Origin of the sequence: Salegentibacter agarivorans (assembly GCF_900113135.1) — a bacterium.
GTDB classification, from domain to species: domain Bacteria; phylum Bacteroidota; class Bacteroidia; order Flavobacteriales; family Flavobacteriaceae; genus Salegentibacter; species Salegentibacter agarivorans.
Genome location: NZ_FOOH01000004.1, coordinates 136,126 through 162,967, shown reverse-complemented (window position 1 = coordinate 162,967; position 26,842 = coordinate 136,126). Strand labels below are relative to the sequence as shown.

General features: G+C 38.7%; 26 protein-coding genes and 3 pseudogenes. 22 read left to right on the top strand and 7 right to left on the bottom strand.

Translation table 11 applies throughout. The features are described from left to right. Positions 1–234 precede the first annotated feature (234 nt). The 14 genes from BM084_RS04855 to BM084_RS04785 all read left to right on the top strand — a co-directional run bounded on the left by BM084_RS04855 (position 235) and on the right by BM084_RS04785 (position 14,054). On the top strand, positions 235–2,658 hold the full coding sequence (locus tag BM084_RS04855; RefSeq protein WP_093303255.1) for a bifunctional aminotransferase class I/II-fold pyridoxal phosphate-dependent enzyme/GNAT family N-acetyltransferase: 2,424 nt from the start codon (positions 235–237) through the stop codon (positions 2,656–2,658). A gap of 109 nt (positions 2,659–2,767) precedes the next feature. Beyond that, entirely contained in the window at positions 2,768–3,598 is an 831-nt protein-coding gene (locus BM084_RS04850) for an RteC domain-containing protein (protein WP_093303252.1), read from the top strand. Between the two features lie 400 nt (positions 3,599–3,998). Further along, complete coding sequence (locus BM084_RS04845; protein ID WP_394333640.1) at positions 3,999–4,307, top strand: helix-turn-helix domain-containing protein; 309 nt, start codon at positions 3,999–4,001, stop codon at positions 4,305–4,307. Between the two features lie 11 nt (positions 4,308–4,318). Continuing rightward, complete coding sequence (locus BM084_RS04840; RefSeq protein WP_093303250.1) at positions 4,319–5,026, top strand: hypothetical protein; 708 nt, start codon at positions 4,319–4,321, stop codon at positions 5,024–5,026. After that, on the top strand, positions 5,010–5,663 hold the full coding sequence (locus BM084_RS04835) for a P-loop NTPase family protein (protein ID WP_093303247.1): 654 nt from the start codon (positions 5,010–5,012) through the stop codon (positions 5,661–5,663). The genes BM084_RS04840 and BM084_RS04835 overlap by 17 nt, the downstream gene beginning before the upstream one ends. Before the next feature lie 3 nt (positions 5,664–5,666). Then, positions 5,667–6,794, top strand: a complete 1,128-nt coding sequence (locus BM084_RS04830) for an endonuclease/exonuclease/phosphatase family protein (RefSeq protein ID WP_093303244.1) — start codon at positions 5,667–5,669, stop codon at positions 6,792–6,794. A gap of 127 nt (positions 6,795–6,921) precedes the next feature. Then, the gene (locus BM084_RS04825) at positions 6,922–7,209 is read left to right on the top strand and encodes a hypothetical protein (protein WP_079712052.1); all 288 of its coding nucleotides are present in this window, start codon (positions 6,922–6,924) and stop codon (positions 7,207–7,209) included. 270 nt (positions 7,210–7,479) lie between these two features. Continuing rightward, positions 7,480–9,891 carry a TraG family conjugative transposon ATPase gene (locus BM084_RS04815; RefSeq protein ID WP_093303238.1) on the top strand — a complete coding sequence of 804 codons (2,412 nt, stop codon included), beginning with the start codon at positions 7,480–7,482 and terminating at the stop codon, positions 9,889–9,891. After that, complete coding sequence (locus BM084_RS04810) at positions 9,888–10,472, top strand: conjugal transfer protein (RefSeq protein WP_245764334.1); 585 nt, start codon at positions 9,888–9,890, stop codon at positions 10,470–10,472. Before BM084_RS04815 ends, BM084_RS04810 begins: the two co-directional genes overlap by 4 nt. 5 nt (positions 10,473–10,477) lie before the next feature. Beyond that, entirely contained in the window at positions 10,478–11,302 is an 825-nt protein-coding gene (locus BM084_RS04805) for a hypothetical protein (RefSeq protein ID WP_093303236.1), read from the top strand. Positions 11,303–11,313: 11 nt separating this feature from the next. Then, positions 11,314–11,928: a conjugal transfer protein TraK gene (locus BM084_RS04800; RefSeq protein ID WP_093303233.1), complete on the top strand. Its 615-nt coding sequence runs from the start codon at positions 11,314–11,316 to the stop codon at positions 11,926–11,928. Further along, positions 11,918–12,835: a conjugative transposon protein TraM gene (traM, locus tag BM084_RS04795; protein ID WP_093303231.1), complete on the top strand. Its 918-nt coding sequence runs from the start codon at positions 11,918–11,920 to the stop codon at positions 12,833–12,835. The genes BM084_RS04800 and traM overlap by 11 nt, the downstream gene beginning before the upstream one ends. Next, entirely contained in the window at positions 12,832–13,626 is a 795-nt protein-coding gene (locus tag BM084_RS04790; RefSeq protein WP_093303227.1) for a DUF4138 domain-containing protein, read from the top strand. The genes traM and BM084_RS04790 overlap by 4 nt, the downstream gene beginning before the upstream one ends. A 26-nt stretch (positions 13,627–13,652) precedes the next feature. Further along, positions 13,653–14,054 (top strand): hypothetical protein, encoded by a 402-nt coding sequence (locus tag BM084_RS04785; protein ID WP_093303225.1) that lies wholly within the window; start codon positions 13,653–13,655, stop codon positions 14,052–14,054. 108 nt (positions 14,055–14,162) lie between these two features. Here BM084_RS04785 and BM084_RS04780 read toward each other — a convergent pair whose 3' ends face one another. From BM084_RS04780 to BM084_RS04760, 5 genes are all read right to left on the bottom strand, one after another. Continuing rightward, entirely contained in the window at positions 14,163–15,737 is a 1,575-nt protein-coding gene (locus tag BM084_RS04780) for a type IV secretory system conjugative DNA transfer family protein (RefSeq protein ID WP_093303222.1), read from the bottom strand. A gap of 12 nt (positions 15,738–15,749) precedes the next feature. Continuing rightward, positions 15,750–16,760 (bottom strand): MobB family relaxase, encoded by a 1,011-nt coding sequence (mobB, locus tag BM084_RS04775; RefSeq protein ID WP_093303220.1) that lies wholly within the window; start codon positions 16,758–16,760, stop codon positions 15,750–15,752. Next, complete coding sequence (locus BM084_RS04770; protein WP_093303217.1) at positions 16,744–17,283, bottom strand: BfmA/BtgA family mobilization protein; 540 nt, start codon at positions 17,281–17,283, stop codon at positions 16,744–16,746. Before BM084_RS04770 ends, mobB begins: the two co-directional genes overlap by 17 nt. Positions 17,284–18,083: 800 nt before the next feature. Next, positions 18,084–18,533 carry a JAB domain-containing protein gene (locus tag BM084_RS04765; RefSeq protein WP_093303215.1) on the bottom strand — a complete coding sequence of 150 codons (450 nt, stop codon included), beginning with the start codon at positions 18,531–18,533 and terminating at the stop codon, positions 18,084–18,086. A gap of 75 nt (positions 18,534–18,608) precedes the next feature. Further along, complete coding sequence (locus BM084_RS04760; RefSeq protein WP_093303310.1) at positions 18,609–18,956, bottom strand: single-stranded DNA-binding protein; 348 nt, start codon at positions 18,954–18,956, stop codon at positions 18,609–18,611. Between the two features lie 435 nt (positions 18,957–19,391). Here BM084_RS04760 and BM084_RS04755 point away from each other — a divergent pair. From BM084_RS04755 to BM084_RS19505, 8 genes and pseudogenes are all read left to right on the top strand, one after another. Beyond that, positions 19,392–19,541, top strand: a pseudogene (locus BM084_RS04755) (hypothetical protein); the annotation flags it as partial. A gap of 321 nt (positions 19,542–19,862) precedes the next feature. After that, positions 19,863–20,381, top strand: a pseudogene (locus tag BM084_RS19685) (PfkB family carbohydrate kinase); the annotation flags it as partial. Continuing rightward, positions 20,379–20,792: a PfkB family carbohydrate kinase gene (locus tag BM084_RS19680; protein ID WP_394333643.1), complete on the top strand. Its 414-nt coding sequence runs from the start codon at positions 20,379–20,381 to the stop codon at positions 20,790–20,792. The pseudogene BM084_RS19685 and the gene BM084_RS19680, both read left to right, overlap by 3 nt. A 229-nt stretch (positions 20,793–21,021) precedes the next feature. Continuing rightward, complete coding sequence (locus tag BM084_RS04745) at positions 21,022–21,471, top strand: beta/alpha barrel domain-containing protein (protein WP_317040645.1); 450 nt, start codon at positions 21,022–21,024, stop codon at positions 21,469–21,471. Between the two features lie 206 nt (positions 21,472–21,677). After that, positions 21,678–22,543, top strand: a pseudogene (locus tag BM084_RS19130) (DUF1593 domain-containing protein); the annotation flags it as partial. Beyond that, positions 22,535–23,080 carry a hypothetical protein gene (locus tag BM084_RS19675; RefSeq protein ID WP_394333642.1) on the top strand — a complete coding sequence of 182 codons (546 nt, stop codon included), beginning with the start codon at positions 22,535–22,537 and terminating at the stop codon, positions 23,078–23,080. The pseudogene BM084_RS19130 and the gene BM084_RS19675, both read left to right, overlap by 9 nt. A gap of 343 nt (positions 23,081–23,423) precedes the next feature. Next, positions 23,424–23,891: a RidA family protein gene (locus BM084_RS04735; protein WP_093303208.1), complete on the top strand. Its 468-nt coding sequence runs from the start codon at positions 23,424–23,426 to the stop codon at positions 23,889–23,891. Positions 23,892–23,898: 7 nt separating this feature from the next. Continuing rightward, positions 23,899–24,057, top strand: a complete 159-nt coding sequence (locus BM084_RS19505) for a PhzF family phenazine biosynthesis protein (RefSeq protein ID WP_262506668.1) — start codon at positions 23,899–23,901, stop codon at positions 24,055–24,057. Between the two features lie 131 nt (positions 24,058–24,188). Here the strand turns inward: BM084_RS19505 and BM084_RS19120 are convergent, their stop codons facing one another. Further along, positions 24,189–24,359, bottom strand: coding sequence for a hypothetical protein (locus BM084_RS19120; protein ID WP_177195660.1), 171 nt, complete (start codon positions 24,357–24,359; stop codon positions 24,189–24,191). Between the two features lie 93 nt (positions 24,360–24,452). After that, positions 24,453–26,036, bottom strand: a complete 1,584-nt coding sequence (locus BM084_RS04725) for a solute:sodium symporter family transporter (RefSeq protein WP_093303203.1) — start codon at positions 26,034–26,036, stop codon at positions 24,453–24,455. Positions 26,037–26,842: the final 806 nt, after the last annotated feature.

Genomic DNA, 26,842 nt, shown 5'->3' with positions numbered 1-26,842 from the left:
AATAATTGTTACTATAGAATACTGTAATTTAGTAAATTACATTTGATAAAAATGAAAATTTATTGATCCAACAGATCATTTTGAGGCAGTTTGAATCAAAATATACGCTGTTATTTGACTCTCCTGACTTTTATTTTACTCTAAGTGGCATTTTTTCAGTTTTCAAAGAATAAATTTCCGGGTCTTAAAAAAGTTTCATTAGCTTAAGGTATTCATAATAAATACTTTGGGGCAATGGCAAAAATTAAGCATAATAATTTTCTTGATACTGTTGATGAGGTTATCACAAACGCTAAGGAAGCCGGAGTAGTTCATCTCCACGCAGAAGGAAGAAAATTGAACGGTCGTAAAATTACAATTAACGGAAAATCTTCTTACCATTTCGGTACTACCGGTTACCTTGGACTCGAGCAGGATGAGCGTTTAAAAGCGGCTGCTATCGATGCCATCCGGCAATATGGAACTCAATTTCCTTTATCGAAAACTTATATTTCGCATCCACTCTATGCGCCGCTGGAAGAAAAACTTTTCCAAATGTACCAGCACCCTATACTCATCACAAAAAATAGTACACTTGGCCATTTAGCTGTGATTCCTACAGCTGTGAGAGACAATGATGCGGTGATTTTGGATCATCAGGTGCACTGGAGTGTCCAAAGCGCTACTGAAATTTTAAAATCTCGTGGAATTCCGGTTAGAATGATCAGGCATAGTAATATGGATATGTTGGAACATTATATCAAGGAATATAGTAATAAAGCAGATAAGATTTGGTATATGGCAGATGGAGTTTACTCCATGTATGGAGACTATGCGCCTTTAAATGACCTTATGGCACTGGCAAGAAAATATCCTCAACTCCACCTATATATAGACGATGTCCATGGGATGAGCTGGAAAGGTAAGCACGGCTCCGGTTATGTAATGTCGGAGCTTAGGGAACTTCCCCAGAATATTCTTTTATTCGGAACCTTGAGTAAAACTTTCGGTGCCAGTGGAGCGGTGCTTGTTTGTCCCGATGAAAAACTGCATAAAAAAATTAAAAATTTCGGAGGACCCCTAACATTTTCAGCTCAGTTAGAACCGGCTTCGGTAGCAGCGGCAACTGCTTCCGCAGATATTCATTTATCCCCTGAAATATATGAATTGCAGGCGGATTTGGAGGGTAAAATAAGATACTTTAACCAATTACTGGAGTCATCGGATTTACCTTTGATACATAGAAATTCCTCTCCTGTATTTTACATTGGTACTGGTCTTCCGGCTACGGGTTATAATTTTGTAAATAAAATGATGAATGCGGGTTTCTTTGTAAACCTTGGCCTGTTCCCTGCCGTTCCAGTTAAAAACACCGGTGTCCGAATCACTATTTCCAGGCATAATGAATTAGGGGATATAAAAGCCCTGGTTGATGCAATGGATTATCATTTTTCAAAAGCCCTCGAGCAAACTCATACGGACCTACCCAGTATCTATAAGGCTTTCGGAATGCCGAATCCAGGCTTACCGAATGAGAAATTTGCAGAAAAAACCAATACCAACCTCCACTTAACATATACCAAATCCATTAAAGAATTAGATAAGAAATCCTGGAACAAGTGTTTCTTGGGGAAAGGTACTTTTGATTGGGATGGTCTTAGCTTTTTGGAGCATGTATTCAGCAATAACAATTTGCCGGAACATAACTGGAATTTTCATTATATACTGATCAAAGACAACAGGGATAAAATTATTCTAGCAGCCCATATGACTAGCGCCTTATTAAAAAATGATATGCTTTCCAATGCAGCTACATCGAAGGCTATTGAGGATGTAAGGAAGCAGGATCCTTATTATATGACGGATATCGTGCTGTCGATGGGATCGGTATTCTCTGAAGGGGATCATTTATACGTTGATATGGGCCATTCCCAGCTAGTGAATACGATGCGTTTATTTCTGGAACAACTCGAAGAAATAAAACAGCAGGTAAAGGCCAAGCTTATAATTCTAAGGGATTTCAATAAAAATAATGACTTAAACAGCTTTTTTTACGAGCAGGGTTTCATAGCCATTGATATGCCTGACTCCTGTGAAATTTCCAGTATCCACTGGAGTAATGAAGAACAATATATATCCACACTCAGCAAACGCTCCAGGAAGCATTTCAGAAAGGATGTCAAAGCATTTGAAAATTATTTTAAAACCAGGATCGTATGCTTACCCACTTCCGAAGAAATTGACAAATATTATGAGTTATTTGAAGAGGTTTGGAGTCACAATTTAGGAATTAATACCTTTAAATTTCCTAAAAAGCTATTTTCGGAAATGGCTAAAAGTCCGAAGTGGGATTTTTTAGTATTATATCTCAGACCAAACAGAACCAACGCATCGGAAAAGGTCGTAGGCGTGATGTTCGTTACGCGATCCGGGAATACTTTTATACCCTCTCTTGTAGGGATGGATTATAAGTATAATGAAGAATTTAATATCTATCGCCAGCTTTTATACCAGACAATCAAAACGGCCGGAATTTTAAAATTCGAAAAAATTAATTTTGGCTTTAGCGCCAGTTTTGAAAAAAAGAAATTAGGAGCCTCTTTAACTCCTAAAATAGCCTATATCCAGGCAGACGATAACTTTAGTCTGGAAGCTTTAGATTGGTTAAGAAAAGAATAGTTACCCCAGCCCCTGTGTATATTTTGTTTTTTAAGATCCTACCATTTAAAAATACATATTGAAAATAGCACAACAACGGCATTATTTGTTATCCTTAAATACGAAACTGATGTTCGAGAAGGCAATGTCAATTTTTACGGATGAGGTAGAACGGATTATCAATTCGCAGGAGGATACTCTTAAAAAAGCGGAATTGGGAATCCGCCTCTCCAATCGTACCCTCTCTGAACTACAGCGAATGGTAGAAAAGGAAGATTTTGAGGATCTTGCGGAAGAGATCAATTTTTTTAGAAATATCAAACCCATACCGATGAGTTACCTGATTTATTTTACGGAAGTCAGGACTTGTGAGTTGAGTATTCCCAAGCTAGGTACACAACCAAAGATCCGGTTTTTGGAAAAGGAGGCTAAAAAAATCAATAAGTTTTTCTCTAAGAATAAAGACTTTGCGAATTATATGGAGCAATCGCGCAGATATATGGATCCTGAGTTTTTTACGCGTAATAAACTGGATGATTTTCCTTTTGCGCCGACCATAAATTACTACCAGTACCCCGAATTCTCGACCTCGCACGATATGCTTTGGGCTATGATCCAGGCAATGTATAAGTTTATACATTACATAAGAGAGAAACTGCATAAGCTGCAACCCGGAAATAAGGCACTTTTTCTGGAGCGTAAGCCAAAGTTGCTTAAATGGACGGGATCTAAAGCATCTTTAGTGGAAATCATCTATGCTTTACACGCTGATGGGGTTTTAAATAACGGCACGGCCGATATCAGTACTATTATTTCTGCTTTCCAGGATATTTTCAATATAAGCCTGGACAACAAATACAAAACCTATTATGAGCTTAAATCGCGCAAGGAGAAAGCAAAATACCTTCATCAACTTATTCTGAAATTGGAAAACAGAATGCGTGAAGACGATGGAGAGTAAATACTAATTGCCTGGAATCTATCCATAGAAATACCATACAACCTTCCCCTGATTACTTGACCTAAGCTAATCGGGGTATTTTTTTTGAGTTTAAAATATTCTTTGGAATTAAAACCAGAAAAAAGTCTGTAAAGTATCCTACCATCTAATGTTAATTTTTATCGTAATTACGATAGTCATTACGTTTAATCTTACCACTACTATAGCGACTTAAAAAAGCGTTTTCACATGGATTTTATCTATATAAAACAGCCGAAATAATCGCAAAAAGCGCTTTTAATTTAAAATGTTAAATTTTCTCGTAACTACGTCTGTCATTGTGAAATAAAACCTGAAGATCCTTTCAAATTTGTGATTACGAAAGTCAAACCAGTAGCCCCCATCTTTTAAAAAAATAATAATGAAGGGTGGGGGTTTTACACAAAACGTAATTACTATGGAAATAAGTATTATCACTACCGAGGACCTGTCCCTATTTAAAAAAGATTTGTTGAGCGAGATCAGGGAACTAATGCAGCAACAAGACAGTCCGCCGGTTAAGAAGTACCTCAGATCCAGCGAGGTCATTAAATTATTAAAAATCAGTCCTGGTACGCTCCATAACCTCCGTGAGAATGGAACCCTACCCTATAGTAAGTTAGGGGGACTTATATTTTATGAAGCTGACAAAATCGCAAGGATACTGGAGGAAGGAAAAGTGAGTAACTAGTTTTGGAAGCTATGAATTATATCCGGCTACTTACCGTTGTTACCGAGAAATTTAAGGATGATGATCGGCTCAATGCAACCCATATCAGTATTTATTATGCACTTTTTCAGTATTGGAACCTGTTCCGGTTTAGAAAACAGTTTTTCGTACAACGAGAGGAGATTATGCAGGCCTCCAAGGTTGGTTCTTTAACGACTTACCATCGTTGTATCCGGGAACTCAGCAAATGGAATTACATCACGTACCTCCCTTCAAAAAATCCCTTAAAGGGCAGCCAGGTTGTGATGTCCATTTTTTGGAGTAGTCGTAAACAAGTAATGGATGAGCTGGAAACTAGTGATAAACAACTGATAAATGAGTTTGAATCCAGTGATGGACAAGTCGGGGTTAAGTCTGATACCAGTAATGAACAAGCGCTGGTATATGAAACAAACAATAGTAAACCTACTAAAGAAACAAAACATACCAGAGGTAGGCCTCACGCAGAGGAAGTAGTTCATTTTTTTAAAGAACAAAAATGGTCCGTTCAAGAAGCCTTAAAATTTTATCATCACTACGAGGCCAATGGATGGAAGGTTGGCGGAAATATTCCGGTGCAAAATTGGAAATCCCTTGCTCAAAGTTGGGTGCTCAAAGCTGAGGAGTTTAAAAATAGCACGCGTAAAGAAACTGATCATCTAAAAACCACAAAAAATAAAGATTATGGTCAACCCTTGTGAGATTATTGAAGGCGGTGTAAGCTATCATATCGGAAAAATTAAAGGCAAAAAAGTCTGTTACGATTTCCAGAAAATGTTGGAGTATTTGGAGATCAAGGGGAAGCTTTTATTCAGGGAATTTAAAATTTATCCCGAAGATGAAGCGTTGCTTTTTAAACTCTGTAATTATATCATCGCCGATGTGGAACAATGTGAGAAGTTTAAAATTGATCCCGGAAAAGGTCTGCTTCTCAGCGGTCCGGTGGGATGCGGGAAGACCAGTGTACTAAAATTGCTTCGCCACCTGGTCCCGCACCAAAAATCTTACCAGGTGATTCCCAGCCGCAATATTGTTTTTTCTTTCAATCATTTGGGATATAAGACCATTGAAGACTATGGAAATGCCGGATACCTGTGTATGGATGATCTGGGGGTGGAACCTATGGGAAGATATTATGGGCGGGATTGTAATGTGGTAGGGGAAATTTTGCTCTCCAGGTATGAACTTTTCCTAAACCATAAGGTCAGGACCCACGCCAGTACCAACCTCAATGCCGAGGAATTGGAGGAGCGCTATGGCAACCGGGTACGTAGCCGTATGCGCAAATTATTTAACCTGGTCGCTTTTGATAAGAATTCGGCCGATAAACGCAAATAAATTATGAGAATAGCAAGTTATAATATCCAGAACCTGTTTTTCAGGGATGAGGCACTTTTTGGAACCGGGCACAGTAAAAATTTTATGGACTGGCTGGATGAGTTTGAGGCCATATTAAGGAAAGGTTTAAGGCTTAACGAGGATTATCGGAGGCTTAGAGAATTATCTTTTCTAATGGGACTTAGTAAGGAACACCCGCAAAAATACCTGGTGCTTAGAAACCATGGAGGTATTTTACACGGAAAAATAGTTGCCTCTCCCCGCACTTTGGAAAAAGATTTCAAGGCCGGTCATAGCTGGATCAAAATGACCAGCCAGATGATTCCACGAGAATCGGTCATCCATAAAGCAAGGGTGATCAGCGAGATTAACCCTGATGTCCTTCTATTGCAGGAGGTAGAGGATCGCGCCAGCCTGATCAGCTTTAGAGATAAGTACCTGGCTGATTTTAATTACCGGGATTGTTACTACTTTGAAGGGAATTCCAACCAGGGTTTAGGTTTTGGAATATTATTAAGGAAAGGCTACAGTCTTTCGGTATGCCGCAGTTATTGCAACAAGGAAGATTCAGAAGGGAAACCGCTTTTTGATACCGGCTTGCAAATACTATGGCTAAGGGATCCAAAAGATCAGCTTTTTAGGATACTTCAAACCAATCTCTCAGGGCTTGGGAAAGGGGAGAAGGCTGATCAAAAAAGAAGGAATCAATTAGGCTTTATCAGTAAGGTCTGGGAAGAGCAACTGGAGATGTTCCACGATCTTTTAATATGTTGCGGGAGTTTAGGCCGACCATCTTTTTGTGAATCCCTCTCCGAACTGATGACAAAAAAGGAAATCCGAAATATCCTAAAAAGCGGATGTTTAAAGGCGGACCGGGATTACGGAAAGGCCTCCTCTTATTTCAGCCTGGGTGCGTATCAGAAAGGGATCAATCTCCGGGAAACACAATACTTTTTATATAATAACACACCTTCGGCTGAGCTTTTAAGCTGCGGTCTTAACCGTAGGGGCATCTGGTCAGGGAGAACGCATAACTGGTATTGTTATCCTGATATAAATAGCGAAAAGGCCCAGGCTGGTATGCATCCTCTGCTGTGGGCAGACTTTTTGTTAACGCCCGGTAACAAATAAATAATTTTACAACACGCTGACTTTTAATAATATAAAAATCAGGAAATTGAAGGTTAAAGTGTTGTATTTCAAATTGTTGTAATAGTGATAAGATTTAGTTTTCCAATGAACTTAAAACTTATCTTTTATGAAAAACGCTTTCTACCCCAGCCTTTTTTTGTCCCTTTTCAGTCTCCCGATGTTCGCACAGATCGGAGGGATCGAACAATCCGTTGCGGATATTTCGGATACCATCAGGGCGGTGTTCCCCATCATCCTGGGTGTTATTTTCCTGGTAGGTTTTCTATTTAATGCCGGGCATTTCTTTGGAGAAAATGCAGACCTTAAAAAAGGCATTACCAGGGTACTTGTTTTTGTACTTATCGCAGGAGCGGTAGTTGGAATTTTTACTTACCTCATAGGTATTGTAGTCTAATGAAAAGCTACGCGGTGTACCGGAATATCCGCAAGAATGCAGTGATCTTTGGGTTGGCTGTTAGCAGCTTTGCGATCCAGATGGGTTCTGTGATCGCATCACTGCTCCTGATCATTTTCGCTTTTAAGCTCCTTTTACTGTTAGGACTTTTGGTGTGGAATTTCGGGTTGTATATCACCTTACTTCGGATAAACAGTTTTCCATTTACTCAGGTAAGCGCAAGGCTACCTTCACTTATTTCGAATAAACAAACAGGATTAAGCAGGTATTATGAATATTAATTTACAGGATTATTACCCGATAATTGACCAGCAGGAACACTTGATCTTTCTGGCCAACGGAAATATTGCTTTGGGTTACGAGCTGGAGCTTCCCGAGATCTTTTCCCTTTCAGAAAAAGCTTATGAAAAATTGCACAGCACTTGGTTTCAGGCGCTAAAAACGCTTCCGGTAGGCAGTGTTGTCCATAAGCAGGATATCTATCTAAAAAAGGAATTCGAATCAAAGGGAATAGCGGGGAATACCTTTCTCTCAAAAGCAACCAAAAAGCATTTTCAGGGCAGAGCATTATTAGAGCATCAAAGCTATATATTTTTTACCTGGCCATTTCAAAAATCTTTTTCGCGTCCCCGGATGGCCAATCCATTTGTAAAGGTTCCAAAAAAGCTACCTGGTGAAATGAATACTGAAACCCGGCAATTTATGGCAGCTGTAAGCGATTCTGTTGGCTATTTGAATAATACCGCCAACATAAGCCTAAAGCCCATTTCAAAAGAAATGGCAATTAGCATTACTAACCAGTATTTCAATGGCTTTTGTTCAGGCAGTGACACTGATATAAGATTAAAAGACGGAGAGCTTCGCATAGGTAACCAAAGGCTTGGGATACTAGCCATAAATCACGAATCCTGTTTTGGCGAAGGAGTACAAACCAGCAAACCACATTCCCGTTTTACTTCAGATGAGATCAGTTTTCATAAAGGATTTTTGGATGATTTTGGTTTAGAATTATATGAAGATCATATTGTCAACCAGGTGTTGTTTTTGGATGAGCGTTCTCGTTGGATCGCCATCTTAAATAAAAAACGTGAAGAGCTTTTAAAGAGTGTGAATTTTGGTATTCAAAATATGATCTTTCTATCACAAATCGAGGAAACCCTCGAGACTATTGGTAAAGACGAGCAGTCCCGAATCGTAAGGGGACAGGTAAACATTTTATTTTCCGGTAAAGATCAAAAAGAACTAAGTCAAATAAGTTCCAGGATCAAAAGTGGTTTTAAGGAATTGGATATAAAACCTTATGAACCTGCCGGGTCTTTATTATACCAGTATTTTTTAAATAGTTATTTCGGACATAGTCCGGCATTTTCCAATGAGGATCTCTACGTGACCGATCTAAGGCATGCTTTATGCTTATGGATCAATAATACCGGGTATCGCAGTGACCGGGAAGGTGTTCTTTTTAATGAGCGCTTATTCAATACCCCGGTACTTAAGGATGTCTGGGATAGTGATAAAAAACGAATCAAAGCCAGGAATTTTGCCATTTTCGCACCTACAGGAGAGGGAAAATCTTTTCTGGCCAATAATATTTTACGTCAGTTTTTTGAAGGAGGTACGCGTTTGGTTATCATCGACCTTGGTGGATCCTATTCGAAATTCGCAAAACTCTACCCGAAGGATCATATCATCCTTCGTTATGAGCATGGAAAGAACTTAGGAATAAATCCTTTTTATATAGCAAAACCAGATGACCTGAGCCCGGAGCGGATTGAAGACCTGTGTAGTTTTTTGATGGAGCTCTATGCTTCGGGACTCAAGGTCGCCAAAGAGGCGCAAGTGGCCATAAAAAAGATTCTTCGCTTTTATTATGAGCAGGAATCTGGCCCATATTCATTAGAAGGATTTTACCGGTTTGTGGCTACAAACCAGGAAACTTTTGAGTCCAGCCTTGGCATTGGTAAAGATTACTTTGATGCTGTTCAGTTCCTACACATTATGTCAGAATATGTCGGCAGCGGGATGTATGGTTTCCTATTTGAGTCCAGGGAAGACCAGGCCTATAAATTGGAGGACAAACGTCTGATCATCTTTGAACTTGATGAGGTAAGGGACAATAGGGAAATTCTTTCGGTGATGCTTAAACTGATCAAATCGGCGGTACAGCGTACGATTTGGAAAAACCCTGGAGAACGAGGCATTATTCTTTTCGACGAGTTTGCCAAGCAACTTAAGTTCGACAATGTTTTGGAAAGTGTGGAATTCTATTACCAGGCTATTCGCAAGCAGGAGGGGGCTATAGGAATTATCTTACAGTCGATAAATCAACTTCCGGAAAATGCTACGGCAGCCAGTATTCTTGAAAATACCCAGGTTATTTATAGCCTTCATAATGAAAAAGGGTATAAGGATCTTGTTCGCAGGCTTAACCTTAGTGCCCACGATTTGAACCAGCTCCATTCCATCCGTAACGATTTAAAAGGCAAGCGCAAGTATACCGAGATCTTTATCAAGATTGGGAGAGAGTCCAATATTTTCCGGTTGGAGGTGCCCCCGGAAGTATACGCTGCCTACCTCACCGATGGAAGAGAGAATCAGGCTATTCTAGAAATTTATGAAAGGACAAAAAATATGGAAGTAGCCATATTAGAATTTTTAACCACTAAAACAGAAAAATCATGAACAGAAAGAAATTTAAAATTTTGATTATAGCCCTGGGCTTTACCTTTTTTTCATCAGGCCACATTGTGGCCCAGGGGATGCCGGTCTATGATAATACCAATTTTTTGGCCCTTGGGCAATCCCTTATCGAATCGGCTAAACAGACCTCGGAACTTTTAAAAACTGCCCGGTTTTTAAAAGAACAAAAAGAGCGGATAGAAAAGGTAAACGCAGTGATCAAACAACTCAGGACCGTCCGAGAGATCGTGGAAAATAACCAAAGCTTATACGAAACCGTTAGGAGTGACTTAAGAGCCATTATTTCCTCACCATATATCAGCCCGGAGGAAGTGGACCGTATTAGCGAGTCTTTTAACAGCCTTATGGAAAATGCCCTGGAGGACCTGGATTTTATGCAGCAATTACTCACTAGTGATATGCTGAATATGGACGATGCACAACGTTTGGACGTACTGGAGAGCCAGCGGATGCGATCCCGTGAGGTTATCCGGGAGATCGGTTTAAAAAAACAACGTTATGAGATCCTTATTGAGTTCAGGCGTATCAAGGAGGAAATTAACCGGCGACAAGCTCAATATTAAGAATCATGGATCTGGGTCTGGAATATGTAAATGCGGTATTTACTACCATTAAAGATGCTGAGTTCTCTCAGTATACCATTACGGGAATGAAGGCACTTGCGGTATTCCTTTTTCTGGTAAATATTATAAAGAAATACCACGAAGGAGCTGTGGCCAGGGACGGATATACCTGGGGACTAAGTCCTTCGGAGCTTATCAAAAATTTTATGGTGGTACTGTTGGTTATTTTTTCCGACCAGATCCTGGCTGTATTTGATGGTATTCTGGTAGGTATCGAATCTGATTTTAGGGACACAGCACCAGCTCTTATCCCGTTACAATTGCAAGATATAGAGATAGACCGGGATGTCGGTTTACTTGAGGCCGGGAGCAAAGCTTTAAGCTTGCTTTTTGAATACCTGGTGACCCCGTTTTATGCCTTAAAAATGATCGCCTTTATTTTAGGCTTATTTCTCTGGATTATGGACCTGTTTATTTATCCATTATTTCTGGCGGAACGTTTTTTTATCCTGGGCCTGATGCAGGTATTTTTTCCACTGGTGATCAGTTTATCCGTCTTTGAGAAATTTAGGGAGATGGGTTACCGTTTTTTCAAACTTTATGCGGCGGTGTATATGATCGTACCGGCTTTCTTTTTGGTCAATATTTTTATCAACCAACTCTACCGGGCTATCAATACGGTATTCTGGCCTGGTCTAATAGGCAGTAATGGGGAAGATAGCATTCTGGCCCCGGTCATCCAATTAGGCTCGGTAGCCTTTATCGTATTATTAAAATTCAAGCTTTACCACAGGGCTATTAGTTTCACGTTTCGAATATTTTCCACTTAAATACTATTCTTATGAAAACACCATATACCCATATTTACAAAGTCCTGCGGCTTAACCGTTTTATAGTACTTAGCGTTTTGCTGATGGCTTTTTGCAGTAGTATGATCTCCCTGTACCAGGTTCGTCAGGTACAGCAGAATTTTTTGAATAAGACTTTTGCCATTAGCCCCGAGGGCGGTGTACTTCCCCTGGAACTGGTAAGTCAAAAAGACCAGTTAGCGGTGGAGGTCAAATCTCATTTAGATCAGTTCCACAGATATTTTTATGATCTCAATACCAGTAATTATAAAGAAAACATCGCAAAAGCCTTATGGCTTGGTAACAGTTCCGTAGACCAGGTGTATCGTCAGAAAAAGGCGGATGGGGTTTACAATCGTTTATTGCAGTATTCCCTGGTACAAAGGGTGACTAAAATTGAATCTACGGTGAACCTAGGGGAAGAACCTTATTCATTCGAAGTAACGACCTGGTTCGAGATCAATCGGGGGAGTTCCACTGAAAAATACCAATTAGTTACCAGTGGAGAGCTGATAAGGGTAGACCGTAGTTTTCCAAATAATCCGCACGGGCTGCTGATCACCAATTTTTTTGAAAACCAATTAATAAAACAACCTGATGAACATTGATAGAAAAAAAGCAGTTTTTATAGGGGTAGTGGTATTACTAACCTGCATTATTGTGGCTTACGGCTTTTGGGGGATGGAGACTAATGAGAAGGTAGGAGACGAGAAAATTAGCAACCCCGGGATACCTGAATTAAGTGGGGAGTCTGAGGAGTACCATAGTCGTCTGGAAGCTGTGGAGGGACTTCGCGAGGAGCGTGACCGGGTTGCGCCAAGTTTATATCCTGATAAGAACTTAGAGAGCTCCGGTGAATATGATCCTTATCTGGAGGAAGAGGAAAAAAACAGGTTAATGGATAGTATTTTAAAAAGTGGTCCGGAGCCTGAGGAGTATTATTTTGAACCTGTAGTATCCTCCGTAAAGGAAAAAGATACAGCAGGTATTAGCCTTGTCAATAAATCAACCAATCCACCTGATCATATTCCCGGACAGGGGCATCTGGAATTCTTTTTTGTTTCAAAAGACCAGGTAAGCCAGCCCCTTGAGAAAAGTCTTGAGAGTTTTCGGGTTAGTGTAAACGGAGACCAGGTCATACGAAAGGACGAGCGTTTAGAACTTAGAATCATTGACCCAATAAAGATTGGAAAAGACAGCCTTGCTTCTAATAGCCTTATTTATGCCAGGGCTGGATTTAGAGCCAATCGTTTATTACTTGAAATAACAGGAAATTCCATTCCGGGAGGGAAATTGGTTGCCTTTGATTTTTCTGATGGCCTGGAAGGAATTTATATAGAAAACTCCTTTAGGAGTCAGGTAACCACTGAGGTACTGGATGATGTTATCCAGGATATCAATATTTCGGGGGTTCCCCAGGTACGGGGATTGAAAAGCATTTTTCAGCGGGATAACCGTAATATTAAAGTCAAAGTTTTGCATCAACATCAATTAATTTTAAAACCGGCATTATGAAAAATCCAGTACTATTATATTTATTGTCAATGCTACCCGGGCTTCTCATAGCCCAATCGAAAATGATATACTGTAATGACTTTCAAAATACAGTAGTCATAAGCCCGGAACCTATTGTTCAGGCCGTTACGGGTTCAGATCATTTTGTTTTCACCTATGACAAAACAAAACCCGATATTTTGGGTTTGTTACAGGGGAACCCCGGGCACCAGAGTAATTTGATCTTAAGGACATCTGGCGGAAATATTTATATATATACCTTAAAATACAGTGATAGTCTAAGCGATTATTCCTTTCAAATAAAGAGAGAAGACAGGATCAGATTAAGTGATTCAATTGTTACAGATTCAAAACCGTTTTCTAAAAAAATAATAGAAGTCAGGGATAGAAAGGAAACATATTATCAGAAACTATCAGCTTATTTCGCTTCGAAGACTAAAAAGCGCTTAGCCGTAAAACGAAAAGCAGGGATGCGCATAGAGGTTTTAGCAGTGCATCATCATCGGGATGAAGTGTTTATTACTTACCGAATAAAAAACCGGTCGAGGATCAGTTTCGAGATTGGGGATTTAGCACTTTTTAGGGTACAAGGCAAAAAAGCAAGAAGGAGTTCATTTCAAAAAATTCGGTTAGAACCAGTTTACAAGGAAGAAGTTCCTAAAGCGGTAGCGGTCGGAGAGGAGCGGAAGTTTAGCGTTGTTTATTCAAAATTCAGTTTAGGAGAACATCAGGGACTTCATGTGGAACTAAATGAAGCGCGCGGATCAAGGTTTTTTAAGTTATTTTTCTAACTTGGAATAATTAATAATCTCTTATTGTGAAAAGAAATAGACTTGTGGCTCCTATTCTTTGGGTAATAGCGCTCGCATTATTAGGAGCGCTACTTAGCAACTTTTTTCATCAGGAAGAACCGATTGATTTACGGAAACAAAGTCTCCATGGAAAAATAAATAAATCTTCCTTTCATAGAGGGTTTATTAAAGTGAATGATAACATTTGGATTTCCCAAAATACTCCTGAAGTTTCGATAGTAGACGGGCAAAAAACCGGCCGTCTGATCGATGAGATTTATCCCCCTTACCGGTTAAAAAAGCAGGCAGGTGATTCCATCATTCTCCTGGAAAAAGATGAGGATAGCCTTTACTTTAGGGTATTAGGTGAGGATAGTATTAATGATCCGACTTTTTCACAACTATACAGACGTTGGTTTAAACATTAAAAAAGGATAATCGAATAACTTATTAAAGCACACCTAACGAGTATACAACTCGTTGATTAAATTCTGCAAAATTAGTTTAATAGTAAGTTACAAACTAATTTTCTACGGCTATTTTTTTGCAGCATTCAAAAGCTCTTCCACCTCGGTATAAATACTAGCAAATCGGGCATCCAATTCATTTTTGGAAAAATGTTTAAATTTTCCGGGCAGTGCCTTTTGAATTTTCGGATATTTAAACCGGACTTTTTTCTCCTTTCCATCCGCATATGCGACAAATTCCCCGGGTTTAAGTCTAAAGAAAAGGTCTGCCCGTAGTTTGGAAACTTCTCTCTTGGTTTTAGTTATCCGGGTATCAAAGTTAAGGCCTTCCCCTTTACTGATACTGACGGTATCGCGTTTAACCAGTTCAAAAAATTTCTCATAATAGGCAGCGGTTACCGGGTCGTTGACTTTGCCGAAGAACTGGTAGGAAAGGTTCGCCAGGATTGCTTTGCTTGCTTTCTCACCATAGAGTAGATCATTTTGCACTTTATCCTGGAGGATATACAGGGTAGCGATATCATAACTTCTCAGGGTGGCCGGTACCCGGTGCATATGCAGGAGACGGATGGTTGGAGCTTCTTCCATTAAGATGAAGGCACTTTTTCGATCTCTTACACTCATCTGTTTGATGACGGTATGCAGTATCATTGCGATTACCGGGGAATAAGCCGATTCGTTTTTCGGGTTATTCACAATAGTTACCACAGCTGGATTTTTCGGGTTATTTAGATCCAGGGAGATGTCGTGACCGGAGAGGCAAAAGAATATTTTTCGGGTGGTAATCCTTTTAAAAGCATTGGCCAGAGTACCTTTTACCGCTGCCGTTTGCCGCTCCGAATCAATTCCACTAATAAAAGCATCAGCCATAGCCCTGGAAGTGATATCCGAACTTAAAAATTCAATGAGCTGATCACTATTCATTCTTTGATAAAGTGCTATAAGATGGGGTAGGGTACAAAGTTTGGGGTGATGGGTTTTAAGGTTCCAGATCATTCCACATATGATTCCTTCAACGGCATCATTAAAGAAGCGGGTAGTACCACTGGCATATTGCTCTTTTTGTTCGAGCAGGTTTTCCATGAGTACCCGGGCAATTTCATTAACACTCTCTTCATCGGGAAGGTATTGGGGTGCGATGGGGTTTACTTTGTGGTATACAGGATCAAAGGAGATAATCTTGAATGGGAGATCGGAATTTTTGAAAAGGGGGTAGGCTAGTTCGGTGAGTTCAAAATTTTTATAGTCGTGAATGATCCCACAAAAATTGTTTCGGGACAGGTGTTTTAAAAAATTATAGACCACACTTTCGGTCTTTCCACTTCCGGCGGCGCCAGTTATCGAAACTCCCCGTTTAAGATTTTGGATAGAGAAGCTATCTGATTCCAGCGCAAATTTTACACGGTATTTTGAAGCAATGGTGTTATTGGACTGGAAACCATACATAAGCAGGAGGATAAATATCAGGGGAAGGCTGGCGCACATGATAATGATATATCCTGCTTCGGGATATAGCAAAAACAAGGAATAGGTACAAACGGCTAAAATACCAAAGCACTGATAAAAGCTTAACTGCTTGAGGCGGTTTAAAAGTGCGAATCCACCGGCGATTATAGCATAGGCAATAAGGAAATAAAGTATCATATGTTTATAGATTTAATAACCGATAGAGCTGGATTTCAAACCGAGTTCTATAGCTTTTTGAAACTGTTTTACGGCAAATCGGATCCGGGCATCCGGAATTTTAGAAACCCCGGTATTTAGTATTCCCATCGCCACTTTCCGCTCGTTGGTTGGCAGCTTGAGAATCATGGAATAGTACTTTTGCGGTGATTGCAGGTATGTTTTTCGGGCGTTGTATTGTTCCACAAAATTCCGCTTATAATTAAATTGTTGATCGAAGGTTTTCTCTGCCTTTTCAAAGAAGCGATCCCTGTCAAACCCCCGCTTTACGATCTTTCCGTGTAGGGACACTTCGGAAGCTTTATACTTACTCCCTGGGGAAAGGCTAACAGTATTGGATTGATCTTTTCGGCTCACAATAAGGTGGAGGTGGGTTTGATTCCCCTGTTTAGGCGTTCCTTCATCAATGAGTTTCCCTTCAATTTTATGAGGAGCTTCCTTTTGCAGCGCTAATATTTCTTTTCTAATATTATGAGGGTGGCCGGTAATTTCACCACGTTGCACTTTTCGCAACTCATTCTTTAACTGCGCTATCTTATTGTTAAAGGGCGCATTTTCCCGGACTTCTTTATCACGTTCTTTATAAGTTCGGGAGAATTCCATTTTTGCATAATATTTTATATCGGAAACCTGAACTGGTCTGCCATTAATTTCCCGGTTAAAGGAAGCGGCATAATCCTTCATCACTTCCCTGGTGTATACTTTTAGTTTTTCCGGATCATTTTTGATGTGTTGCAATTCCTTTTGGGAGGGATTAATGGTCAGGGAATAGTATCGGGGTTCGGTAGTCTTCAGCTTTGCAGTATTCCCATCAATCTCTTTGATGACCTTATCGCGTGTAATTTTCTCCTGGGTTTGATTAAAAAAGTATTCCTGTGCCTCCGGCAGGCGGTCCGTATTTTCCTTTTCCAGGTAGTCTACAAAATCGGCTACGCTACTGGAGAAGGCAGGGCCTATTTTCTGTGGGCTAATCGTGATATACATGATATTTATATTTAAGGGATTTTAGCTCATCATATTCCATATTGACTTTCAGGTAAGGATTTCCGAAAGTAGGTTTCACCAATTCTATATTTTTAAGGACCTCCTTAAGATCTTTTTTTTCAGGTGGGGCTTCAGGTAATTGTTGTATGATAGGTTTATGGGCTAGGGTATTTTGCAGTGCCTGTTCAAAAGAGGGAGGGAGTTTCCTTTTAGCTTTTTCTGGGAGGCTTTCAAATAGAGCGGCAAGCATGGCCTGGGTAGGTTTTGTTTGGGTACTTTCAATAGCCCGTACTATAGCGATAGAAGCATTGATTCTTTTCTCCAGATGATGTTCCAGAGATTTCATATTGGGGCCTAGATGTTGGGTAGGAGAGAGCCTGTTAGTCTCAAAAAAGTCCAGCATCAAATCCAGACTGGCCGATTGTCTAAGACCTAATTCTTTAGTGAATTTTCGAAATCGTCTGGCCACCGAAATTTTAATACTAAGGTTTTTAAAGGATTCTTTTTTGGTTTGTTTTTTCATTTTTCCGTGAAAAAATTGTGAGGATTACTGGGCTTAGAAAATTTTTCCGTGAAAAAAGATCTATCCAGGTTCAAACTCCAATAAAATTTAACTTCAATTGATATCAAATAATGGCAATCCATACGGAAAATAAGGACATAACATCGCAGCGCGTGTTATCCTCTTGCTGTCCTTTTTCGTCCCGGGGGCGGGACGATTTTTTCGGTTGAAATGCAGCAATAATTGAATAATTAGAAAAGCCCGAAAATTGGACTTTAAGTTTTATACTTTGAAATAGGATCAACGAAAGTCAGAAATAGGATCCTAGGGTTGGTCTAAATTTTAAAAATTTAGGTTTTATAAATATAAAAAAAATGTTTCAAGTAAAGCACTGTAAACTAATAATTTAAGGGGGGTGTTTCCGCTGTAATCAATTAGTATCAAGGAACGTCAATTAGCACTTAATATTTTATTTGAATGATTTAAAACCCTGTATTAGATATCAAATAAGATTGTGAGGTTAAAGAGATGAAGTGAAAAATGACCTCCCGGTATGTTAAAATTTATCTTTTAGGAAGCCTAGGTATGTTTTTGACCGCCAGGTTTTATTAGTGAGGGTGAAAATTAGAAAGCATTTAAAAAAATGCTTTGGAGTTGGTAAGATCTCCTAGATTACTGATTAAACAAAAAGTTTAAGTTAATATAAAATCCGTCGTTCCCACATGTGAAAAACCTGTTTTAATCAGTTTAAGATAACTAATATTGAATAAAAAAGCCCTTTTCAACGGAAAAGAGCTTTAAGTGGGTTAAGATAACGGACATTACAGGATACCATTATCTGCAAAGCTGAAGTAATTACCATCTGGACTTATAATAATATGATCCAGAACTTTAACATCAAAAAATGCTGCCGCATTTTTAATTTTCCTGGTAAGGCTTTTATCTGCTTCACTTGGTCTAAGGGTTCCGCTGGGATGATTGTGCAATAAAATTATGGCCGTGGTTAAGGACTTTAATACTACTGCGAATAAGATCCGAACATCCACCAGGGTCCCGGTAATACCTCCGTTAGAAACTTCATAGATTCCTTTAATCTTATTAGCATTATTGAGCAGTATAATTTTAAAAGTTTCCTGTAATTCAATATTATTTTTATTCCATTGCTCAAATGCTAACTCGGCCGCACATCTGGAACTGGTTATTTTTGGAAGCAAATTTGTTTTTAAACTTCCACTGTAGCTTATCGCTATTTCATTAACTTTGGATTTCATTATTAGCTTATTTAAAGGGTTAATAATTAAAAGAGGGCGCAACTTTGGAGATGGGCGCCCTCTTAGTTTTAAAAATTACAGTTCTGCATTTTCCTTGTTCCCAAGGAAAAGAATTTCATTAACCAAAACTTCGGTAACATATCGTTTCTCCCCGCTTTGGGTTTCGTAGGATCTGGAAGTCAGTTTGCCACGAATGGCTACCTCTTTTCCTTTATCCACATATTTCTCGATAAGCTCTGCCTGTTTTCCCCAGGCCACTAAGTTGTGCCAGTCGGTTTGTTGAATTTTCTCACCTTTCTTGTGATAGTATTCATTGGTAGCCAGTGAGAAACTGCTTACTTTTTTACCATTCTCGAAGTTTTTGGTCTCAGGGGCATTCCCCACATTTCCGATTAACTGTACTTGGTTTCTTAGATTACTCATAATTAAAAGATTTAGATACCTACCTTTAAGAGCAGGTTGATTAAACATTGATTTACTTATTATATCCGGAGCGTTTTCCTTTTTTGATTTTTTTACTTGGCTTCCGGGTATGTTGTTTTGAAATGATTTCATAAGTGTTATTTTTTGATTTACTTCCTATAGCGCCGTTTGCTGTTACCTTTTTGATGCTGATACATTTTCAATAATTAGAATTAGGGAAGATTTATAAAAAGGAGGGAGGAGCCCGACTGGCTTATGCAATCTGGACTAACTTCTAATTATTGGTATTTTGCATTACAAAAAAGGTAGGGACAGCAACGGCCGGGAAGTAAATGAGAACGCTGAAATTGAAAAACAACCGGAAGCGAAGTAAATGCAGGAATGAAATTTTTATTTAGCGTACTTCGTTACCGATTTCGAAATTTAGTAGATTTCTCAATAATTCGCGGTGAAAGGACCATTGAAGAAACAGGAGAAGAGATTTTAGAATATATTATAAAAGTGGCCAGTGGTGAAGTAGTATCTAAAGCTGACCATTTAAATCAGGACGATTTAATACCTTGGAAAAGGGGGGTGTCACTTTAAACTGAGATTCATTCTGCTGGCAATGGAGGTGATGAAAAATAGCTAAAATTATTCAATGAACTAAGTGGGTTAAAATGAAGCATAGACTGTTTGGGGAATATTAATTGTATTCTTGGAGTAATGCAAATTAAATAGATCAGCCAGATGCTTTTTTTAATGCCACCCCATACTTTCGAACATCTTACTCGCCGAAAATAGTGGCTAAACGGTGTATTTTATAAATTATAACTTATGAGAAGTATTATAGGCTTTGGAGAAATGTTGTTGAGACTATCTACACCGGAACATTTACGTTTTTCATAGGCTAACTCCTATGAGGCATCGTATAGTGGAGCGGAATTTAATACTCTGGCTTCCCTACAGAAATGGGGACTTCCAACCCAGTTTATAACCAAAGTGCCCGCCAATGATTTCGGTAATAAAGCTATTTCTGAAATTTCAAGATATCAGGTTGGCAATAAACATATCTGCAGGGGTGGGGCGCGTCTTGGTATCTATTTTCTGAAAAATGGAAGTGCGATCAGACATAGTAAAGTAATCTATGACAGGACCGGAAGTTCTATAGCCACCATTAAGGAAAAGGAGATTAATTGGGAGGATATTTTTGCTGAAGCATCTTGGTTTCACTGGTCTGGAATTACTCCCGGAATATCGAAGGAAGCATCCAGGGAATGTTTGCTGGCGTGTCAAGCTGCCAGAAAGATGAATATAAAAATTTCCTGTGACCTTAATTACCGATCTAAATTGTGGAAATGTGGGAAAGAGCCCTGTGAGGTATTTCCTGAATTGTTAGCCCATTCCAATGTCATTCTTGGAGATCTCGCCACCCTTTATAACATGCTGGGCAAAGAAGAAATAGCGCCCAATTATGAAAATTGTTATAGCTTAAACCAGTATTATAAGGAGATCGTTAAGGTTTGCCCTAATTTAGAATTTCTGCCAACTACCTTGCGTTATTCTGAAAGTGCTTCCCACCAAAAAATTGGGGGGGTTATGTACGCAAAAGGAAACATCATTAAATCTGAGGTAAAGGAGGTTTTTCCTGTAGTTGATCGATTGGGAACAGGAGATGCGTTTATGGCCGGGATTATATACGGTTTAATTGAAAATTTAGATCACCAGGAAGTTCTGGATTTTGCCGTGGCTGCAAGCCTTTATAAGCATACTATAGCGGGGGACGTAAATGTAGCTTCACTGGAAGAGGTCCATGCAATAATGAAAGGAGATCTTTCAGCATTAATTAAAAGATAAATTATGTCCAAGCTTACCAGAATTGAATTATATGAGCTTATGAAAAGTACGGGACTGGTTCCACTTTTTAGTCATTCAAATATTGATATAGCAAAAGATTTAATCAGTGCCTGTTACAAAGGAGGGGCTAGAGTTATGGAATTTACATCCCGCAATGAGAATGCACCAGAGGTGTTTGAAGAATTAGCCCTCTTAGTAAACCGGGAATTCCCCCGAAATGGCCTTGGGGGTGGGTTCAGTAACCGATGGTGGCTCAGCATCGTTTTATATTCAGCTGGGTGCAGATTTTGTGGTAACACCGGTATTTAGAAAGGATATTGCCAATGTTTGTAACAGAAGAAATATAGCCTATTTTCCTGGTTGTGGTTCTCTTTCCGAAATTGCCGGTGCAGAAGAATATGGTTATGAAATCATAAAATTATTTCCGGGTGCTATTTATGGTCCCGAATTTATAAAATTGTTTAGAGCACCACAACCCTGGACGAGTATTATGCCTACGGGAGGAGTGTCCCCTACATTGGAAAGTCTCACGAGCTGGTTCAATGCCGGAAGTACTTGTGTTGGTATAGAGTCTAAATTATTTGTTAAGAATGATAAAGGAAAATTTGACCTTTTAAAGATAGAAAGAACTACAAAAGAATGTTTGGCTATAATAAAGAGTTTAAAGAATAAGTTTTAGTATTGCGGACTTTCTAAGTAATGTGCGGAAAAAAAAGCGGTAAAAATGGGTTTTTGGAAGGTATAGTATGAATTATATTGAGGTTACTTGGGAGTGTCTTAATAACCATTTTTCGGGTACCATATAAGCTATTATATAACTTCAAATATTACTAAATTGAAAAAAACTATTAGCTTTCTAATATGAAAATAATTTAAAATCAAGACATGAATTTTAAAAATTTCGCTATAGTTGCTTTAAGCTTAATTCTAACACAAGCCTACTCGCAAAAAGAACCAGAAAAGACAAACTTAAAACCGCGACTTGTAGTATTAACCGATATTGCACCCAATGATATTGAGCCGGATGATATGGAGTCTATGATTAGGTTATTGGTTCACGCTGACCAATTTGAGGTAGAGGCACTCATTGCTACAACGGGATGGAGTAATACAGGGGATAATGATCGTATTGACCTAATCCATTATGCACTAGATGCTTACGAAAAGGATTTGCCCAATCTAATGAAGAGGTCAAACCAGAAAGAATTTGCAAAAGATGAATCAAAACAAGAAATAGGCTACTGGCCTTCTTTAGATTATTTACGGTCGAAAACTGTATTGGGTAGCACAAAAATGGGCATGAAATTCATTGGTGATGAAAATGATTCAGAAGGTAGCAATTTGATTATTAATATGGCCGATGAGGATGATAAACGTCCAATCTGGATTTCAGTCTGGGGTGGCGGTAATACTTTTGCACAAGCGATTTGGCGTGTACAACAGGAGCGGCCCCTAAAGAGCTAAAGAATTTCTTACGCAAATTTCGCATCTATACCATCACCGATCAGGACAGGCCATGGTCAAAAGGCGACACGATTAACTACGCCAATAGTTCCCATCAATGGATGCGAAAATTTGGTGAAGATCTGAAGTTATTATGGGATGAATGCGCCTGGAAACACCAAAATGAAACCGGGGTTGAAAATTGGGATGAATACGCGCTTAATATCCAGAATCATGGCAAGCTTGGCACCTTGTACCCAAAATATAAATGGGGAGTTGAAGGGGATACACCGGCTTTTATGCATTTAATTCCCAATGGGTTGTCTAATCCCGACATACCAACACAGGTAAGCTGGAGTGGTTATTTTGAAAATAGTATAGGACGCGATAGTCTTACGAATTCCTACACTAACTATACAGGCAAAGCTTATGACATTTGCACAAAATATTTTGAATATTTTTATCCTGCAAATTTTAACAATTTCGCCGCACGCATGGACTGGGCCAAAAATGGAAAAGGTAACCGCAACCCATTAGTCATTATAAATGGAGATCAAGGAATTAACCCCATAAAAATAGTTGGTAAAGCAGGAGAAAAGATCGTGCTTGATACGTCTAAATCGTCAGATCCTGATGGCGACCAACTAAAATATAAATGGTGGATAATACCCGAAGCTGGAACTTATTCTGGAAATATTAAAATTTCAAAAAGTGAATCAAATACTACAAAATTATCTATACCCACTGATGCCGCTGGTAAGAATATTCACGTTATATGTGAAGTGACCGATAATGGTGTTCATAACCTCACTAGTTACCGTAGGATAATTTTAAAACCAGAATAACTTATTATTTGCCTGTATTTTTAATTTTGAATGATGGAAGTTTAATTCAAAGATAAGAAAGTAGGATAGAATACAATCCGTTATGGTGGCGATGGTCGAAATGCAAATTCATTTACCGAATTGCTGCCTAAGGAATTTGGTTGATTTCTTGAGCTAATTTCCAAACTAAAAGCTGAATAATAATTTGGAATACTTCAAATAGTAAAACATAAACTCATATTCTTAGGTTGGCACCAATTTCGCTATATTATGAATTGTTATTTTATGGACTATAAAGCGACCAAATTTTTTAATACTTAAGTTTTAATATTACAAGGAAAATTTAACCAAAAAGATTTAAAAGATGGAGAATAGCCCAGAACAAAAGTTAGAAGAACTGTACATTACGTTAAACGAAGTTTCACAGCCAGTTGCAAGCTATGTCAATTGTGTCAGAACTGGTAATTTGTTATATCTTTCAGGAAAAGGTCCCATTAAAAAAGACAAAACCTATGTAACTGGAAAGGTAGGAAAAGACCTTACCACAGCCCAGGGAAATGAAGCGGCGCGTTTAGTGGCCATAGACCATATTGCTGTTTTGAAAGATGAAATAGGCGACTTGAGTAAAGTGAAAAAAATTGTCAAAGCCTTTGGTATGGTAAATTGCACGGAAGAATTTGTAGACCAGGCAAAAGTGATCAACGGGTATAGTGATCTAATGCATGAGGTTTTTGGGGAAAAGGGGAGACACGCCAGAAGTGCAGTAAGTATGCACGCTTTGCCCTTAAATTTTGCCGTAGAAGTTGAAGTGATTGTTGAAATTGAAGATTAAAAGACAGATGAGTATAAAAGCATATATTATTGATGCATTTACAACTGAACTTTTCAAGAGAAATCAAGCAGCTGTTTGCTTACTTGAACAGGAACTTAGCGAGAAAACTATGCTTGCTATTGATTTTGACTTACTTCTTATAGTGCCCTCACATTACCTTTTTTGATGCCTATTATTCGTACAACAGCTGGGATTGGTAAAGCGTATAAAAAGAGCAGGCAAAGCCGAAGCGGCTTTATGCCGCTGTCCACGATCGAATGTTGTTTTTTCGCATTATAAAAAAGAGAATGAGAGGGACTAGTTGTATGGTGAGTCAATAAAAATTCCGAAGAGATACCCCATCCAGAGCATTAGCGCAAATTGCATAAAAGCTTCCTTTGGGGGCATAGGTGAGGAAGTTACTATTTGCAATATTAGCTGACCGCCACGATGCTGAACCCCGTAGACCTTTCCCGCGTGAGTAGCCATTGAAGTAGTTTAAAATTAGTAGATTTCACAGGTATTAATACCAGTGGGGTCTTTTTGTGACGAATGTTATTTCAAGTCAAATTGTATCCCGTCTTAGCTAAAATGGTAATAAATATAAACGACTATAATCGTGATGACAACACTACTTAGTTTAACATACCTATAGGGCGTTATGTCCACTTTGTTGGTATAGCTTAATTTAAATTTGGATTTTCTGGGGTATAAGTGTCCAATAAATAACATTAATCCCACATTTATAAAAAAAATAACAGCCTGGATATGTAGAAAATGCGGCAAGCCTGATGTATCGAGAATAAAATATTTTAAAAATAAATAGAATAAATAAAGGATGACCCCCGATAGGATTCCCACTTTAGCCGCTATGGCAGGTACTTTCTTTGTAAAGTATCCCACCACTATTATAGATAGGATGGGTATGGTGTAACAACCGTTAACTTCCTGGAGATATCCAAATAGGCCTTGCGGGGCTTTGGCAATCATTGGTGCGATTACCATGGAAGCGACGGCTAGGAATATGCCAAAATATTTTCCATTTTTAATTATTGCATTTTCTGATGCATTTGGGGATATATATGGTTTGTAAATATCGATGCTGAATAAGGTTATGGAACTGTTGAGCGCACTATTAAATGAACTTAGAATTGCACCAAAAAGAACGGCAGCGAAAAATCCCAGAAGATAAGGAGGAAGGACCTTATTGACCAGCATCGGATAAGCCTGGTCCGGGGTGACCAGATCTGGGCCAAAAATATAGAACGCGATAATTCCAGGTAAAACAACTATGAGAGGCCCTAATATTTTAACAAAAGCAGCCAGCAATAAACCTTTTTGTCCTTCTTTTAAGTTCTTCGCACCTAATGCCCGTTGAATAATTGCCTGGTTTGTTCCCCAGTAAAATAACTGGACTAACATGAGACCGGTGAAAATAGTACTAAATGGGACAGAACTTTTTTCATCACCCACAGCATGAAACTTTTCTGGTACTTCATTAAGTAATAGTTCCATACCTCCAAAAACTGATCCATTCCCAATATAAATAAGTCCGAAAACAGGTATCATGAGCCCCCCAATCAATAAGCCTACAGCGTTTAAGGTGTCAGAAACCGCTACGGCTTTTAATCCTCCAAAGATGGCATATAACGAACCTATAATCCCAATAGTCCATACGCATATCCATAACGCTATTTCAGGAGAAACATCAAGTAATTCAGGTACATTGAACATCGTACTAATAGCCAGGGATCCGGAATACAGGACAATAGGCAGTAAGATTAAAATATACCCGAGGAGGAACAGTCCGGAAGTGATGGTTTTGGTAGCATTATCATATCTCTCAGCTAGAAATTCTGGAAGGGTTGTAATACCACCTTTTAAATATTTTGGTAATAGATAGATTGCGGTAATTACCATGGCAATGGCAGCCAGTGTTTCCCATGCCATAACTAAAATTCCTTCTGAATAAGCCTGGCCGTTAAGGCCAACAATTTGCTCTGTTGATAAATTTGTTAAAAGCAGGGATCCTGCAATTACACCGGCAGTCAAAGACCTGCCGCCCAGGAAGTAACCATCATTTGTATTTTCGTTAGTTTTTAAAGTTGCTACATATGATACAATAGCAACAAACAGGGTAAAGCCAATGAAGGTAAAAATAACCATTTTGGTGTATAATTTAGAGAGTTCGTTTTGAATAATTTATCATTTCCATATTTAATTGCCAGTAATCAAGGATCGGGTCTAAAGAATTTATTTTCGCTGGCGTAAAGTGAACGAGCATAACTTTCGGAAGTTGTAAAAATTCTGAAAACCATTCGCTTAGCATTCTGGAGAATTCTTTCCTATCATTTAAAAGAATGTATTTACAAACAGTCACTTTCAGGTTTATTTCTAGAGAGTTTCTAAAAGATTCTACAAATTAATTAAAGCTAATACTTTTGTATGGTAAACAGGTATAGCTGTCTGTTTTTCAAAAAGGAAGATATTTTCAAGAATTTTCGATTTTTAGCTATAATATAAATGTCTCTGGCAGTCTGAATTTATGAAGGCCGGGTTAAATTCTGTAAGCTTATAAAGTCTTTTTTCTAATTTGTTAATGCATGGTGTTACCGTTTCGCCTAGGGGTAATACCATTGATTGAAAACTAGATCTGGTTTATAGTTAGTAGAAAGTTTCTCTTTGTAATTTTCTTCAATCTGAGCATCCGTAGAAATTTTTATTTCCACAATCTGATAATCCCTTTTTTCAGCTTTAGCTAGAAGCTTATAGACTTTTGTGCCTTCGCGGCCCCAAGAGGGGCAAACGTATTTTATATTCATCAATATCTAATTATAATATTTTTTCATAAAGTTCTGTAATTGAATAAAATATAGACAGGTTGTGCAGTAAATTCGTGAACTTCTTTCCTGTAATTTCTACCCAAGAATATTTTTTCAACAAAAGAAAAAAGTCCTTAGCTCTATAAGGTT

Bases quoted from the DNA above. Each gene is read 5' to 3' on its own strand.
- BM084_RS04805 (WP_093303236.1), top strand. From the start codon at position 10,478: ATGGATCTGGGTCTGGAATATGTAAATGCGGTATTTACTACCATTAAA.
- BM084_RS04855 (WP_093303255.1), top strand. From the start codon at position 235: ATGGCAAAAATTAAGCATAATAATTTTCTTGATACTGTTGATGAGGTT.
- BM084_RS04735 (WP_093303208.1), top strand. From the start codon at position 23,424: ATGGAGAATAGCCCAGAACAAAAGTTAGAAGAACTGTACATTACGTTA.
- BM084_RS04830 (WP_093303244.1), top strand. From the start codon at position 5,667: ATGAGAATAGCAAGTTATAATATCCAGAACCTGTTTTTCAGGGATGAG.
- BM084_RS04760 (WP_093303310.1), bottom strand. From the start codon at position 18,956: ATGAGTAATCTAAGAAACCAAGTACAGTTAATCGGAAATGTGGGGAAT.
- BM084_RS04815 (WP_093303238.1), top strand. From the start codon at position 7,480: ATGAATATTAATTTACAGGATTATTACCCGATAATTGACCAGCAGGAA.
- BM084_RS04725 (WP_093303203.1), bottom strand. From the start codon at position 26,036: ATGGTTATTTTTACCTTCATTGGCTTTACCCTGTTTGTTGCTATTGTA.
- BM084_RS04825 (WP_079712052.1), top strand. From the start codon at position 6,922: ATGAAAAACGCTTTCTACCCCAGCCTTTTTTTGTCCCTTTTCAGTCTC.
- BM084_RS04835 (WP_093303247.1), top strand. From the start codon at position 5,010: ATGGTCAACCCTTGTGAGATTATTGAAGGCGGTGTAAGCTATCATATC.
- traM (WP_093303231.1), top strand. From the start codon at position 11,918: ATGAACATTGATAGAAAAAAAGCAGTTTTTATAGGGGTAGTGGTATTA.
- mobB (WP_093303220.1), bottom strand. From the start codon at position 16,760: ATGTATATCACGATTAGCCCACAGAAAATAGGCCCTGCCTTCTCCAGT.
- BM084_RS04800 (WP_093303233.1), top strand. From the start codon at position 11,314: ATGAAAACACCATATACCCATATTTACAAAGTCCTGCGGCTTAACCGT.
- BM084_RS19505 (WP_262506668.1), top strand. From the start codon at position 23,899: ATGAGTATAAAAGCATATATTATTGATGCATTTACAACTGAACTTTTC.
- BM084_RS04770 (WP_093303217.1), bottom strand. From the start codon at position 17,283: ATGAAAAAACAAACCAAAAAAGAATCCTTTAAAAACCTTAGTATTAAA.
- BM084_RS19680 (WP_394333643.1), top strand. From the start codon at position 20,379: ATGCTGGGCAAAGAAGAAATAGCGCCCAATTATGAAAATTGTTATAGC.
- BM084_RS04765 (WP_093303215.1), bottom strand. From the start codon at position 18,533: ATGAAATCCAAAGTTAATGAAATAGCGATAAGCTACAGTGGAAGTTTA.
- BM084_RS04790 (WP_093303227.1), top strand. From the start codon at position 12,832: ATGAAAAATCCAGTACTATTATATTTATTGTCAATGCTACCCGGGCTT.
- BM084_RS04810 (WP_245764334.1), top strand. From the start codon at position 9,888: ATGAACAGAAAGAAATTTAAAATTTTGATTATAGCCCTGGGCTTTACC.
- BM084_RS04850 (WP_093303252.1), top strand. From the start codon at position 2,768: ATGTTCGAGAAGGCAATGTCAATTTTTACGGATGAGGTAGAACGGATT.
- BM084_RS04780 (WP_093303222.1), bottom strand. From the start codon at position 15,737: ATGATACTTTATTTCCTTATTGCCTATGCTATAATCGCCGGTGGATTC.
- BM084_RS04840 (WP_093303250.1), top strand. From the start codon at position 4,319: ATGAATTATATCCGGCTACTTACCGTTGTTACCGAGAAATTTAAGGAT.
- BM084_RS19675 (WP_394333642.1), top strand. From the start codon at position 22,535: ATGCATTTAATTCCCAATGGGTTGTCTAATCCCGACATACCAACACAG.
- BM084_RS19120 (WP_177195660.1), bottom strand. From the start codon at position 24,359: ATGGCTACTCACGCGGGAAAGGTCTACGGGGTTCAGCATCGTGGCGGT.
- BM084_RS04845 (WP_394333640.1), top strand. From the start codon at position 3,999: ATGAAGGGTGGGGGTTTTACACAAAACGTAATTACTATGGAAATAAGT.